This window comes from Segatella salivae F0493 (assembly GCF_000477535.1).
Taxonomy (GTDB): Bacteria; Bacteroidota; Bacteroidia; order Bacteroidales; family Bacteroidaceae; genus Prevotella; species Prevotella salivae.
Genome location: NZ_AWGW01000007.1, coordinates 289,747 through 304,556 on the forward strand (window position 1 = coordinate 289,747; position 14,810 = coordinate 304,556).

Genomic DNA, 14,810 nt, shown 5'->3' on the forward strand with positions numbered 1-14,810 from the left:
GTTTGAACGCACTCTCAATTTGAATATATACTTTGAAAAGGATATATTTACTTCTTCAACTTACCGTAGCGGTTCATGAAGCGGTCAACGCGACCTGCAGTATCAACAAGCTTGCTCTTACCTGTATAAAATGGGTGAGAAGTGCTTGAGATTTCAATCTTAACTACTGGGTAAGTCTCGCCTTCAAACTCTACAGTATCATTTGTTTTAGCAGTAGATTTTGTAAGGAACATATCGCCGTTGGACATATCTTTGAATACGACGGGGCGATAGTTTTCTGGGTGAATACCTTTTTTCATTTCGTTTAATATTATAGTTTATAATTCTTTTCCTATGTAACAGGCTGCAAAGTTAATGAAAACTTCGCAGCCTGCCAAATTATTTAAAGCTTTTTAGAAGCCTTAGTTAGCGTAAGTTATGGTTATAGTTTGCACACGAAGCTGTACACCTCCACCTGTGGTTCCATTGAAAACATTGGTATAAACAGCCTTCTTGCCTTCGAAAGTAATGGTCGCTTCTGCATTACCTACATATTTATCACCTTTGTAAGTGTCGCAAGTGAAGACAATCTTTGCAATGGCTTTCTTGCCTTCAAAAGTCATCTTATTGTTCTTATAGACACGAACGCCCTTACTCTTACTCATAAACACGGGAACATTTTGTTCGCCATTGCCTTCAAAAACAACTTTCGAGCCATCGCTAAATGTTACGGTCATCTCCTTCTGATTATCCGAAAGATTAGCTGCATTCAAATTAAGTGTCACCGTTTCAGTGCCTGCTGTAACTGCAGAATTAGTCAAAGTAACCGTTGTTCCATCAATCTTTAAGCTGCCATTTGTAGCTGGAGTGGCTGGCGTTGTCGTCGTTCCAGGCTGCAATTCTGTCTTTCCATTAACAGAAACCAACTTGTTTTCCTTATCCATTTCATTAGTAACCGCACCAGTCTTACTATTGGTGTATGCCTTAATCACACCCTGAACAACGACGGTTTGGCCTACTTGCAGGTCGCTCTTCCCACTGAATTTAGCGCCATTAAAGCTCTTTCCGCTAAAGATTTGGAGCTCTTTTCCAGGCTGACCATTGTCAGATATATAATAGGTGAGGCTGCCAAACTTGGTATTATAATATTCAACCTTGGTGATAACTCCCTTTACATAAACCTCGTTTTCAGTTGCTTTTCCTGTAGAAATGAGTTCTAAGGCCTTGTCAACAGAATAAGGATTGCTTGCAGAATTATCGGAAACAACTGGTGTTGTATTACCTGCAGTCTGGCCATTGAGTGAATATATATAGGTGGCTCCCTTGCCGGCAGTCTCTGGAGTGTTGCCCTTATAGTTCACAAATGGGCCATAAACAACAACTTCATCACCCTCTTTAAGTTCTGTTCCAGTAGTAAACGGCTTTTTACCCAAATATAAACTTTGATAAATGTAGAGCTTTTGAGTGGCATCTTTGCTATCAGCAATGTAGTAAGTGGCATTGCCAAACTTATTCTTTCCATTGTCTTTAATCTCTACAATCGTACCCTTTACGTACATAGGAGCTGTATTTTCATCAGCCTTTGCAGCCTTAATGAGTTGCATTGCAGCTGCAACATTGTAAGGTTCAGCCTGAGTTCCACTACCCGATGGCGTGCCAACGACTTCTGGTTTAGTAGTTTGCTTACCATTATTTGGGTTATCATAAGGCTCGGGGACATCTGAACAACTCACAAAAGTCATAGCAGACACAGCCAAAGCAAATAAAGAATATAAAATCTTTTTCATAATTAAATGTATAGTTTTGAGTCTTATTGTTTAATTTATTGTACGTATTCTACGTCCTTTGCCGACCGGATTATCACCTGCCACTTATTATTATAACGTGTGAAGATGCCCGTGATGTTCACTTCGCTCTTAGGAAGTGTATCAGCTGCAAAGTCTGCATAGGTGCTCGTGCGAACGACAAGATTATTGGCATTGATGCCTTTGAGCGCACGTTCACAACTGTTATTGTTGACAACATCCTTTTTATTGGCATAATCTTTCTTACCACCATCTTTGAAATAAACACCTTTCAACGTCATCAACTTACCGCAATTGTCAGCTAAGTAATCGGCATCAGCCACCTTACTCTGGTCAAACTCAACAGGAGTTACAGTCTTGTTGTGGCCAGTATATGTGAAATGTTGATCCCAACGCATACGAGACATACGACTAACTGAGGTTTCTCCCTTTGCACTTTCATAGAGAGTACCTATCTGTGGCTGGTATCCGTAGTTGCCAATATATAGGTCTTTGAGATTAACGAGTATCTCTGTACCAACTGGAAGATAACCATTAATGCCACCTTCACTAATCGCAATGATGATAGCTCCAGTGCCATCGTCGAGAGAAATCTGACTAAACAGATTACCTTCTATATCATTCCCTGTGACAACGGCTTTGATTTGCTCATCATCAGTGACTTGAACATAACCATAAGCAGAGGCTAATGTACTGGCATATTTGGCTTTAAGTTGTGCAATAGTCAATACATTTGTCTCTTTAATTGCAGCGTTTCCGCGTGTATGTTCGGTATTAGGAGTGTCCCAATCATCATTCATACAGCTCGTAAAAACACTGCAAAGCAGAGCCAATATTATAAAACTTATCTTATTCATACTATCTTCTTTTAATATCATTAGAATCTATAAGCTACCTGCAACATTCCATTTGTGCCATAGACATGGTACAATTTAGGATTCTTTGAGAAGCGATATGTGCGGTCACTTGTTGTACCATCCGTCTTGATAGAATAGTCACTGCGACTCTGTTCATATCCACCTGTGATAATCTTTTGGTTGTTCAAAAGGTTTGTTACCATGAGGTTGAAAGACAAGGTGCCTTTCTTCAAGCGAATACTCTTACCAATACTTGCATCAAGCATAAAGCCTCCTTTACCTTTATCCTGTGGACTGACGATATAATTACCCTTTGCATCGGTCGCACCTATAGCCTTCAGAGCAGATGCATAGCGGTAATAAGGTGAGTAACCCAAATAGATACGGTCGTAATAATTACCGTTTACGTCTATAAACCAGCCTGCCTGATGGAAGCTAAGTCCAAGGTTTGCTGCTGTCAAGGGAGTGCCATTCTCTCGCATTCCCTTTACAATGGCTTCGTCATCATTATAAGTTCCTTGTGTAGAATTAAGGTAACGAACGTGTGCATTGCTTATATTCTTCGCCTCACTTATCGTGCCAAGAGCCTTTAAATCAAGGAAAGAGGTGAGCTTAAACTTCATACCTAACTCCACACCATAATAGACTTTATTCAGTTTAGTGAGTGAGTTATAAGAGAAAGAATTAATATCATCGAAGTAGAAACAAGTCCATTCGGTCGCATTATTGACGCGACTATAGTAACCACTCAAGTTAGCATGCAACCAAGAAGTACTGAACTGATAACTCAATTCGCTGCTAAAGATCAGCTCATTCTTGAGGTCTTTCACGAAATCATTATTCATTTCAGGAGCTTGAAAGGCTACATACGCGTTGGGAGCCTTAGCTTCATAGCCCACTCCAAGAGACAAAACACTACCATTACTCATGTCAACTGAGCCCGCAAACTTAAAGCCTCCGGAAAGGAAATTGGCTGTCTTGCTCTTGCCGAATGAGTTATTTGCAAACAAGCCATTACGCATTTTACCATCTCTATTCATGCCATCATAGCCCACTTTTGCAGCCAAACTATAATGTAAAATGCCAAAGGTCTCGGCATAATTTGTCCAGAGATTTGTACGAAGGACATTGATATTATAATCATAACCGAATTTATCGCCTTTGCCAACAAGTGCATTTGGGTGATTGAGATCATACTGAACAGCATCTGAATTCTTTGCAAACGTACCTATCGCATAGTTATTTACGTTGTGGAATGACGTTGCTCCCAGCATATCATCCATGGTTTGATAATGAAAACCCTTATTTCCAGCTACATTGAAACCAAGATTCCAAGTGCTCTTTTCTGTCAGATTCTTCGTTAAAGTAGAAGCCAATGTCAGATAAAGATTATTGTTGTGACGTGCTTGTACATAGTACATAGCATCTGCTCCCTGTGCACTTGCACCACGGTTAGCTTCATACAAGCGATCCCAATCTATCTGACGGTGAGCCTTACTGCTTGAAAGCCACTCGTAAGCTGTCTTCCAATCGGCCAAAGCTTGTGGCGTTTGGAAACGTGATATGTTACCCCATACGTCGTAAAAGTTACTGGGTAACACCTTATAATAATCTGGTTGTGGGTTGTCTGCATTATTATAATTGAGCTTGGTGCTTTTGTAAATGCTGTACTTTCCAAGTAGAGTTGTCGTCAGTTTTGACTTATTATTAATGGTCCAATCCCACGTAAGAAGAGCTGAAGGGGCAAAATCTGTGACAACACGAGAGTTTCTTCGTTTTCCATTTTGATATCCCCAATAAGGATTATAGAGGTAGTTGTTGGCGAGCCAAAAGCTTTCTTGCGTCGCAGCTCCTTGCGTTCCACGCTCTGTTGGATTGCCCCATGTGGCAAAGGAAAGGCTGTGGTTACCAAGTAGTTTCTGTACACCCACGAAATAAGACAAAGCATTATAGAACGTACCTTCTACGTAACCACGATTTGCCCAGCGATAAGTGAGGTTACCACTAAAGGCCCATCCTTTTGCATTGAAGCCGCTATTATAGGTATACATGCCTCGAAGCGTGTAGTTACGATTGGCTGCTGCCAAGCTGAAACGATGTCCAACAGCCATACTTCCACTACGGAAATTGTAGTTATTACTACCTGCCATGCCTGTCACACCATAGTTGTTGCTTTCAAAAGGAAGTGAGAAGTCTACATTACGAGTTACTTGATTGAGACCACCTACAGACGAAAAGCTGAACTGTCCGCGTTCAACATCATTGACAGGTGCACCATTAATATAGATTTCATTATACTTCTGATTGAATGCCCGATAACGAAATCGCATGGGAGAAAACAGATATCCGACCTCGCTGGCATACGCATTGGTGGCTGAATTGAGGATAGTGACGTTCTGAGTCATGTTATCATCCTCGCCCAACTGTGCTTCAGTGAAAGTAAAAACGTTCTCATCGGTCGGCTTATTCGGCTGCTGAGAGGTCGTATTCTGTGCGAACATTGTCGTCGAACAGCAAAGAACCATCACTGCTAATGGGAGATATTTTTGCATAAAGAGTTATTTAATAAACATTAATGTTACGTGCAAAGTAACAAAATTAATTCTAAAGTAAAGAGTATTTTCCATTGTTTTTTTTATTGAAAGCACACGACTTGAATTATTTTGCGTACTTTTGCAAATGGTAATTCCTATGAAATGAACTCTATATTAAATTGGGACAACACTGTTTTAAGTATAAAAATGAAAAGACAACTGATTTTATTGGCAATGCTCTTTGTATGTATTGCCTCTATTGCACAAAAGAAATTCTCTGTTTATGCGATTGGTTTTTACAACCAAGAAAACTTATTTGACACCTGTCATGACGCTGGAAAATATGATCAGGACTTTCTTCCTACAGGCTCATATCATTGGGATGGGCTCAAATATAGCCACAAATTACACAACATGGCACGTGCTCTTGCCGACATGGGAACCGATGTTCTACCCAATGTTGGCTGTGCAGTAATAGGATTAAGTGAGGTTGAAAACAACAAGGTTTTAACGGACCTAACGGCTCAACCCGAACTAAAAGCACGCAATTATCAATTCTGTCATATCGAAGGCCCAGACAAACGAGGCATTGACTGTGCATTAATCTACAACCCTTCTCTATTTACTGTAGAGACGCAAAGACTTGTTCCATATCGCAATAGCGCTGAACAAGACACCTCGTTTGCCACTCGTGGTTTCCTCACTATCACTGGAACACTGGCCAATGAGCCTGTAGCTTTCGTCGTATGTCACTTGCCAAGTCGCTACAACGGGTCTTCTTATAGGGAATGGGGAGCTTCACAAATCAAGGCCGTTAAAGACTCATTGCTTGCTCTTAACCCTCAAATCAAAGTGTTTGTCATGGGAGATATGAACGACGATCCTACTGATAAGAGCATGCATTCGACGCTATCTGCAAAGGAATCTGTAGAGAAAGTAGAGGCTAATGACATGTATAATCCATGGTATAACATACTCAAAAAGCAAGGAAAGGGAACCTTAATGTATCGTGGTTCGTGGAATCTCTTCGACCAAATCATCATGACTCCCAACCTAATTAATAAGAAAGGTCAACGCAACTACACTACACTGAAGTTCTGGAAGAACCAAATTCAGCGCATGCCTTACCTCTTTCAGCAAGAAGGACAATATAAAGGCAGCCCGAAAAGAACCTCAGCTGGTGGTGCATGGCTTGACGGATTCTCCGACCACTTGCCTGTATGCGTCTATTTAATTAAAGAACAACAATGAGCAATACGCATCAAAAAGTAACGCCAACAACCGAGAATCTCGAAATAGAAACACATCCTTTCGAGCCTTGGTTGCCTAAAGATGCTCACCTATTAATATTAGGTACCTTCCCACCTGCACCCAAACGATGGTGCATGGAATGGTATTATCCTAACTTTCAAAACGATATGTGGCGCATCTTTGGATACATATTCTATGGTGACAAGATGCACTTTGTAGACCAGGAACACAAGACTTTCCACGTCGAAGCTATCAAAGCGCTTCTTAAAGAAAAGCATGTTGCCATCTTTGACACGGCACTTCGAATCAGAAGAACTAAGAATAATGCCGCTGATAAGGACCTTGAGATTGTCGAACCAAGTAATCTTGACGACATGCTTCGCGCCTTACCAGAGTGTAGGGGCATTCTGGCTGCCGGACAACTTGCAACAGAAGTCTTCACAAAACATTATGGAATAAAGGCTATTCCGAAGATGGGTGAGTATACAGAATTTACCTTTGAAGGACACAAACTGAAGCTATATCGCATGCCAAGCAGTAGTCGTGCCTACCCCATGAAATTGGAAAAGAAAGCTGAATACTATCAAAAGATGTTCGAAGAACTATAAAACCCCGCTTCTATTGCCACCGAAAAGGCGAATGAATCGAAGCATAACTATAAATAACTGATTATGAATTGTGAATTAAACAAGATTACTATCATCGGCATTGCCGGTGGAACTGGAAGCGGAAAGACTACCGTTGTGAAGAAGATTGTAGAGGCTTTGCCTCCTCACTACGTAGCCGTTGTGCCATTAGATTCCTATTATAACGACACATCTCATATGACAGAAGAGGAAAGACACGCTATAAACTTCGACCATCCCGATGCGTTTGACTGGAAACTTCTGCACAAACAAGTGAATGATTTGCGTAATGGCAAGGCCATTGAACAGCCCACTTACAGCTATATTCAATGCAACCGACTCCCCGAAACAATTCATGTCGACCCCAAACCTGTTATCATTATCGAAGGAATCATGACGCTTTTAAACAAGAAACTCCGTGACTTGATGGACCTAAAGATATTTGTTGACGCTGATCCTGACGAGCGATTGATTCGTAATATCCAACGAGATACCATTGATAGAGGCCGTACTGTGTCGATGGTTGTAGACAGATATCTCGAAGTTTTGAAGCCAATGCACGAGCAATTCATTGAGCCAACAAAGCGTTATGCAGACCTAATCATCCCTCAAGGTGGTGAGAATATCAAGGGAATTAATATCCTTTGCAACTATATCGAAGGGCTTGTTCCGAAAGAATAAGCACCTTCTCGCGCTTCCTTTTATGGGGAAACATAAGACGTTCCAACATATTATATAACCCATTGACTATCAGTGCGTTTACTAAAGGATAAGTCTTCATAAAACAATCTGCGTCAAATTGGCGCGCAATTCCTATGGAAACACGCAATCATTACACCCATTTTACACGATGAAATGGGGCAAATGAGTGTGTCATCGAAACGATTTTATAGGATAGATTGCTCCCTTCAACTAAACCACTTGTTGCTTTTCTGCGTCTAATTCATTAGCCTGCTTCAAATCATCTGCAGCCCCTTGTTGGTCGCCTAAAGCCTGTTTGACAGCACTTCGCTCCCGAAGCACATCACTATTTGAGGCATTTTGTGCAATAAATTGATTATAAAATTCAAGGGCATTCGCGTGATGTTGCCGCGCGTTTTCTATGCGAGCTTTCAACAATAAGGCATCCGATAGCGTGATTTTATGGTTTAACACCCACTCCACATCAGCCTCAGCACCATCTAAATCGCCCATTTTCAAGAGCAATTCTCCACGAAGTTGATATGCCTCTGTATAGTTTTCATTCAGCAAAATCGTTTTTGTCAGCATGGCTAACGCATTGACCGAGTCGTCAACGCCTAAGCAGGCACGGGCATAAAGCAGATTAATCTCCACATTATCCTTATCCAACAATTTGCCACGCTCACACGCTTCACCCATTGCGGTGTAGTTTTTCATCTCGCAAGCTACCTCAGCCATGCGAATAAAAACATTGATATTACCGGGTTGAATCTCGGCAAGTTTCTGCAATTCTTCATAGGCTTTAGCCAACTGATTGCAACCAACGAGCGCATTAGAGAGAGCAAATCGCACCTCAAAGTCATTCTGAATTTGTAACGCTTGACACAAAATGTCTACAGCTTCTGACGGATTTCGTTCATTAAGCGCACGCAAACCATCACGCTTTAACGCCTCAAAATCGGGTACTTCACCTTGTCGTTGTACCTCCTCTTCAGGCGTTGTATTCCCTCGAAACAGCTTTTTTAAGAAGTTCATTGTTGTTGAATCAGCTTGTCATAAACTTGATTTGGGAGAACATCTGTACGCTCCCAACGTGGCCAACTGTTATTTTTCATATACTCACCACCCACTTTTCGGTCTGCCGAAAAAAGGAAACGAGCATTAAGATAGCCGTCAGAACCATCCTTAGCTACTATGAAACAATAGGCTTCTCTGCGGTATCCTACAACACTATCTCCGTTTTTTAACACCGTGTTTAGCCAGTCTTTTTGGGGTACAACAGCATAAAGGATTTTAGCATTTGGGTATCTTTTCGTGAAAGCCTCACGCGAAAGACGCACCAATTCGGCATCATCGGCAGCATGACCACTCATAAACAAGTCGAAATTATATATCGGCATATACTTCTTTCCGTCTACTTCCACTAAGTCAACATCCTTTTGTTTCGATGAAATTTCATTGATTCCAATCTTCTCTCCGATATCTTTTCCCGTGTCACTAACCTGCTTTTTTGCCTTATTCCATATCGAAGTAACTTTCTTTACGAATGATTGCTGCTGTTTGTTCCTATTTTTTTGTGCATTCATTGGCAAGGAAACAATCAACAAAGCCAATGTCATCAGCACAAGATTCTTCTTTTTCATAAGCTCTCTTCTTTGGTTATTTATCACAAATTTATGGCAAATCAGAATAACAACAAAATTATTTCAGTTTATTTAAGGATAGCCGTTATTTTTAAAAATGTTATAATAAAAAAAACTAACTAAGTGCTTTCATTCTGCTTTCATTTGCTATCTTTGTCGCAATGAAAAGAATATATGTCATTATAATCGCGCTAATCTGCGTGCTATCTGCCCAGGCACAGACGCAGATTCATGAGGGACCACTTCATAGTTTCGATGCTCCTCGCAAGGGATGGCTACTTCCTGGTGACACAATATATACCGATACATCAAAGGTTGTCTATACAGGTGAGTCGATAAGACCAGAGCTTTTGCAAGACAAACAAAATGAAGTTGTCGCACCAAGTGTGCTTACACCTTATCTATATGATTATGGTTGGGGACTCCACAAAGGGCTAAATGTCTCCGTAGATCTATCTGCTTTCGCCACATTTGGTAAGAACCTACCCCATCACGGCGGTCTTGCTCAACGCCTAAGCGCCACTTATCTTGCCCCCATTAGCAAAGATCAGAAGCTTTGGTTGGCTGCAGGTGGCTACTTACAAAACATGAATTGGGGCGGAGACTCTTATCGGGATGGAGTTCTTTACGCTGCTCTTGGCTATCGTTTCAATGAACATTGGGAGGCATGGGTATACGGACAAAAGAGTATTGCCAGTAATTATGGCCGCTATTATAACCGATATGGCTACATGGGATATGGCTTTCCAGGACGCTTCGGCATGTATTATCCGATGTCATCTGGCATAGGTATGCCTGGAGCGGACGTCATTGGAGCAGCTGTTAAATATAACTTTAATCCCAAATTCAGTATCCAACTCAACGTGGAAGGCGTGTGGTATCACAACCAAGGCCTACAATATTTCGACCAATACAACTATCCTACTCCACGATATTGATAGAGTTTGTACCACAAAATAAAAGAAAAGCGTAGATGAAATCCATGAAAGGACTCTTCTACGCTTTTCCTTTTAGGTCATCACTTAAGCCATAAACTTCAGTCTTAAGCTATTCAATACGACACTAACACTTGAGAATGCCATCAAAGCACTGGCCCACATAGGCGTTATTTGAAAGCTAATTCCAAAGAGATATAATGCTCCTGCGGCCATAGGTATACACACAACGTTGTATATAAAGGCCCAAAACAGGTTCTGTTTTATCATAGAAACAGTGCGTCTACTCAATTGAATGGCCTTAGGAATAGCCCTTAAGTCGTCGCCCATTAGTGTCACTTGAGCCACATCCATGGCTACATCTGTGCCACGACCAATAGCAATACTGACGTCCGAAAGAGCCAAAGCTTGTGTGTCATTAATGCCATCTCCCACCATGGCTACAGTCATTCCTTGACGTTGAAGCTTACGAACGAGGTTCTCTTTATCCTGTGGAAGTACCTTACTTTTATAATGTTTTATACCAGCTTTTGAAGCCCAATATCGTGCGGCTTCTTCCTTATCACCACTCATCATATATATTTCTACACCATCATCTTGTAGTTCTTGCATTGCTTCTTGAGCGTAAGGCTTCAATGTTTCGCGTGCTTCGAGCGGCAGATTATCAGCTTTTGTAAAGTCAATATCCTTATTAGGAATCGTCAAAGTGCCGGTCTTATCTATCACCATTGCATTGACTTTACGCATCCGTTCCAAAGCCGTTGCGTCCTTAATCAACACTTTTTCTTGCGCCGCTTTACCTATTCCAACCATCAAAGCGGTAGGCGTTGCGAGCCCCATTGCACATGGACAGGCGATAACTAATACGGCAATAGCTGATAAAATGGCGTGAGGCAAGGCTGCATTTCCACCGAGAATCCACCATAAGAAGAAGGTAACGACAGACACACCCATAACAACTGGCACGAAGATTAAAGCCACTTTATCGATTATTCTCTGTACAGGTGCCTTACTGTTTTGTGCCTCTTGAACCATCTGAATGATGTGTGCTAACGCCGTGTTTTCACCTATTTGAAGAGCTCGCATGCGTAACTTTCCCTGGTTAGGTATCGTGCCAGCAAGTACCCTACTGCCTTGAATCTTCTCCGAAGGTGTAGGTTCTCCCGTGATCATACTTTCGTCTACATAGGCTGCATTGGCTTTCATGAAACTCTCAGCAGACACTACTTCGCCGTCAACGGGAATCTTATCACCAGCCCGAACCTCAAGAATATCACCCTTTTCTATGGTTGAAATGGGCACTTCTTCTATCTTTCCATCTTGCACAATGCGTGCCGTCTTGGGCTGAAGTCCCATCAGTTGGCGAATGGAAGAAGCCGTTGAATCTTTCGCTTTCTCTTCCAATAGCCTACCAGTAAGCACAAACGTGATAATCATTACACTTGCATCATAATAGGTATGCCACTCTATTCCGCGACTACCCCACACGCTTTCGCCCCAGAAAGTATTGAAAACACTAAAGAGAAAGCTTATCCCTGTCGACATCGCTACAAGCGAATCCATGTTCGCTGTGGCATGTTTCAGCTGCTTAAATGCCGTGACATAGAACGACTTTCCACAATAAATCATGTTGGCAAGTGCCAGTAACAACGACACTTGATTAGCCATATTGCGACCTCCAATCACAATCCAACGCATTGAGATTGCCATCACAAGGAGGGCAAAAACCCATGAAAGCAGAGCCTTACGACGCAGTAAACGATACGCGCGTCGCTCTATTTCATCCACACTTCTGTCTGCTTCAATAACAAGATCATAGCCTATATTGTTGACCTCTTGCTTCATTTTATCAAGTGAAATGACGTCAGGATTGAAGTCAACAAGCGCCGAACGCCCCGGCAAAGAGACCGAAGCGGAATTCACACCTGCTAAAGAACAGAGTTTCTTTTCTATGTTAGCAGAGCATGCCGAGCATGCCATGCCAACGACTGGAATTGTTTTTTTCATCGGCAAATGAATTAAATCTGCAGTTCATAATGGCCTGCTCCCTCAACCGCAGCCTTGAGATCAGCATCCTTTACACGGCTTTCGTCGTAGTCAACCTTAACATTTTTGGCCTCAATATCAGCCAAAGCACATTGTACTCCATCAAGAGATTGTATTGCGTTTTCTACGTTTGCTTTGCAATGCATGCACTTCATTCCGTTTACATTAAATGTCTTTGTTGTCATAATCTTATTGTTTTAATTGTTTTGTTCGAGTGCAAAGGTACGATAAAAAACAAGCTAACGTGTTACATAATCTTGGAAAAATGTTATAAATATATGGAAAACAACAGCACCACACCTACTGAACAAGGGGCGAAAATGAAGCAAACAAACTGACTCATAAACTGAAAATAAAAGATAAGCTGATAGTTATGATTTATCTTTACAATTGCTTTCAAATTACGAGCTTATTCTAAACGAACAGTCATCTCACACGAAATAAGGCCTAAAAAACCACACTTTACAATTCGTTATCAATCAAACAGTTATATAAAAACACAGGAAAAAGAGCATAAAATTACATTAAAACACATGGTGATTCCATTGAGATTGCAACATAAAAACAGTCAAATCACAAGGCCGTTTCAGTCATTTGGCATCACAAACTGCATCAAATGACGAGACAAAACACCTGACATTACACCACAATTACGACTTTTCCTCCAAATAAACACTATTTTTCGACAATCCAAACGCTATTTGGTGACTTCATGAAGTGTTAAAAATCAGGATATAATCTTTACAATATCACAGATTAAATGCAGGTAAAAAGAGCCGTATTTACACTCATTTCATCCCACAACATTTAGACTTTTATCCACGATTCTGACGCTGGAGAGGGTTTGTTTCCATGCGCATACCACTGCTGTGGGGCTATTGTGATGCCATCTTCTGCGTCATTCAACCATGCGCCCCACCACGAAAAAGAAGAGTTTGCAATGATATGATACTTGCAAAGTGCCATGAGTTGCATGTCACGATAAGCCTCTTTACCCTTATTCCAGTCTATATAGTACGGGCGATGTCCCTCACATAGCGGTTCAATATGTGTCTTACACCAAGCGATATCGTCTGAAAAGATAAAGTAACAAGATGGGTTTGCCATTGCATTCATTTGTGAAATGGCACGCTGATAATAGTCTATTCCACACGTGTTTTGATACAAAGGATCATTCAAATAGTCGCCCCTTCGAACATGAAGAGAAGCAAAGCGCTCATTTCTAAGCATGTTTTCAACGTGTCGATTGCCGTCACCCACGAACGGAGAGAACTTAAAAGCCTCGATAATCTCTTTGCGATAAGCCTTGAAATAGCGTTCATCCTGCCAATAACCATCATAATATCGGTTACCCTCAAGCATCAAAACGTCTGGTGAAAAGCTGCCATCAGCAGGCTCACACACCATGGTTTGTCGCCTCGGAAGCACTCTACTACCCACTCGCCAAAGCTGATAATGCGGATAAGGCCAAGCCAATCGCGCCACTTCTTGAAGAGAAGCAGCTCGAAATCTGCGGCCGAAAATCTCGTCAAGCAAATATCCTTGATGCTTGTTATACCCTCGAAAGCAGTTCAAGTCCAGCCGAATCTCCTCGTCTTTATATTGCTGTTGCAATGCAATGGCTAACGCATATTGAAACATTTGGTTGCCAAGTCCGCCGATTATCTTAATGATTTTCATGTCTATATCAATGAGTTCGTTTACGATGTAAAGCCTAAAGGAATTTGCGAATGGCTTTTCCTATAAATATAAATAAACGTATGCGCAAATGAGATGCATACATTTTACGCAATGTTTCATTGTCACTTTGCCTGACCTTTTGAATGTCAATGGTCTGCGAAATCTGCCCTTTGTGGCCATGATGTGACCGGATATAATTCGTCCTTAGATAGCGCACGTGGCTGGTTTGAAGCATTCGGTAATACCATTCATAATCAACGGCCCAACAAAGTGAAGGATTAAACAACTGCATTTGCTCCTTTTTGAAGCATAAACAAGCCGTAGGACCAATGAAATTGCAGGCAAACAAGGTTGTTGGGAAATGCAAAAGCAAGGGTGACAACACATGATGAAGCCACCACTTTTGCCGCCTTCCATCCACTGAAACATTGCTAACCACAACATCAACTTGAGGCAAAAAGGCGGCCGAAACACGTGTAAGGAAGTCATCAGATGCCATACTTTCGTCGTGATGTAGCACTATAATGTGGTCTCCTTTGGCTAAGGTTAGTCCGTGATTCCAGTTGTTTATCGCTCCGAGCGATAGCTGATTGCGATGATATTTCAGCCAAGGCAAATGCAGATGAGAAACATATTCCTCGATAACCTCATTGGTAGAGTCGTCTGTAATGATGACTTCAAAGTCACTGAAACGCTGGCGTTGGCACGAACTTAAAGCGAGTTTCAGCAACGAAAGGTTATTATAGGTGGGGATGATAATCGTGAAAAACATA

General features: G+C 41.5%; 14 protein-coding genes. 4 read left to right on the forward strand and 10 right to left on the reverse strand.

Annotated features, from left to right (window positions below):
* Nucleotides 1-47: 47 nt before the first annotated feature.
* From HMPREF9145_RS03780 to HMPREF9145_RS03795, 4 genes are all read right to left on the reverse strand, one after another.
* Nucleotides 48-299, reverse strand: coding sequence for a type B 50S ribosomal protein L31 (locus tag HMPREF9145_RS03780; RefSeq protein ID WP_004374378.1), 252 nt, complete (start codon nt 297-299; stop codon nt 48-50).
* A 102-nt stretch (nt 300-401) separates the two neighbouring features.
* Nucleotides 402-1,766 (reverse strand): hypothetical protein, encoded by a 1,365-nt coding sequence (locus tag HMPREF9145_RS03785; RefSeq protein WP_021824896.1) that lies wholly within the window; start codon nt 1,764-1,766, stop codon nt 402-404.
* 35 nt (nt 1,767-1,801) lie between these two features.
* A complete protein-coding gene (locus HMPREF9145_RS03790) occupies nt 1,802-2,641 on the reverse strand; it encodes a DUF5689 domain-containing protein (protein ID WP_036906514.1) in 840 nt (279 codons plus the stop codon).
* Between the two features lie 20 nt (nt 2,642-2,661).
* Nucleotides 2,662-5,193: a TonB-dependent receptor gene (locus HMPREF9145_RS03795; RefSeq protein WP_021824938.1), complete on the reverse strand. Its 2,532-nt coding sequence runs from the start codon at nt 5,191-5,193 to the stop codon at nt 2,662-2,664.
* 189 nt (nt 5,194-5,382) lie between these two features.
* Between HMPREF9145_RS03795 and HMPREF9145_RS03800 the strand changes: the two genes are divergently transcribed.
* The 3 genes from HMPREF9145_RS03800 (at nt 5,383) to udk (ending at nt 7,733) form a co-directional block, all read left to right on the forward strand.
* The gene (locus tag HMPREF9145_RS03800; protein WP_036906517.1) at nt 5,383-6,426 is read left to right on the forward strand and encodes an endonuclease/exonuclease/phosphatase family protein; all 1,044 of its coding nucleotides are present in this window, start codon (nt 5,383-5,385) and stop codon (nt 6,424-6,426) included.
* Nucleotides 6,423-7,034, forward strand: a complete 612-nt coding sequence (locus tag HMPREF9145_RS03805) for a uracil-DNA glycosylase family protein (protein ID WP_021824851.1) — start codon at nt 6,423-6,425, stop codon at nt 7,032-7,034. Before HMPREF9145_RS03800 ends, HMPREF9145_RS03805 begins: the two co-directional genes overlap by 4 nt.
* A 63-nt stretch (nt 7,035-7,097) precedes the next feature.
* On the forward strand, nt 7,098-7,733 hold the full coding sequence (gene udk / locus HMPREF9145_RS03810; protein ID WP_007135539.1) for a uridine kinase: 636 nt from the start codon (nt 7,098-7,100) through the stop codon (nt 7,731-7,733).
* A gap of 231 nt (nt 7,734-7,964) precedes the next feature.
* Here the strand turns inward: udk and HMPREF9145_RS03815 are convergent, their stop codons facing one another.
* Both HMPREF9145_RS03815 and HMPREF9145_RS03820 read right to left on the reverse strand, forming a co-directional pair.
* Nucleotides 7,965-8,768 carry a tetratricopeptide repeat protein gene (locus tag HMPREF9145_RS03815; RefSeq protein ID WP_021824916.1) on the reverse strand — a complete coding sequence of 268 codons (804 nt, stop codon included), beginning with the start codon at nt 8,766-8,768 and terminating at the stop codon, nt 7,965-7,967.
* A complete protein-coding gene (locus HMPREF9145_RS03820; protein ID WP_007135537.1) occupies nt 8,765-9,376 on the reverse strand; it encodes a hypothetical protein in 612 nt (203 codons plus the stop codon). Before HMPREF9145_RS03820 ends, HMPREF9145_RS03815 begins: the two co-directional genes overlap by 4 nt.
* Nucleotides 9,377-9,537: 161 nt before the next feature.
* Here HMPREF9145_RS03820 and HMPREF9145_RS03825 point away from each other — a divergent pair, with 161 nt between their 5' ends.
* Nucleotides 9,538-10,314 carry a hypothetical protein gene (locus HMPREF9145_RS03825; protein ID WP_036906412.1) on the forward strand — a complete coding sequence of 259 codons (777 nt, stop codon included), beginning with the start codon at nt 9,538-9,540 and terminating at the stop codon, nt 10,312-10,314.
* Nucleotides 10,315-10,398: 84 nt separating this feature from the next.
* Here HMPREF9145_RS03825 and HMPREF9145_RS03830 read toward each other — a convergent pair whose 3' ends face one another.
* From HMPREF9145_RS03830 to HMPREF9145_RS03845, 4 genes are all read right to left on the reverse strand, one after another.
* Complete coding sequence (locus HMPREF9145_RS03830; protein WP_021825166.1) at nt 10,399-12,318, reverse strand: heavy metal translocating P-type ATPase; 1,920 nt, start codon at nt 12,316-12,318, stop codon at nt 10,399-10,401.
* An 11-nt stretch (nt 12,319-12,329) separates the two neighbouring features.
* Entirely contained in the window at nt 12,330-12,542 is a 213-nt protein-coding gene (locus HMPREF9145_RS03835; RefSeq protein ID WP_007135534.1) for a heavy-metal-associated domain-containing protein, read from the reverse strand.
* A gap of 622 nt (nt 12,543-13,164) precedes the next feature.
* Nucleotides 13,165-14,037 (reverse strand): alpha-1,2-fucosyltransferase, encoded by an 873-nt coding sequence (locus tag HMPREF9145_RS03840; protein ID WP_021824944.1) that lies wholly within the window; start codon nt 14,035-14,037, stop codon nt 13,165-13,167.
* 34 nt (nt 14,038-14,071) lie between these two features.
* Nucleotides 14,072-14,809 (reverse strand): glycosyltransferase family 2 protein, encoded by a 738-nt coding sequence (locus tag HMPREF9145_RS03845; RefSeq protein ID WP_021825032.1) that lies wholly within the window; start codon nt 14,807-14,809, stop codon nt 14,072-14,074.
* Nucleotide 14,810: the final 1 nt, after the last annotated feature.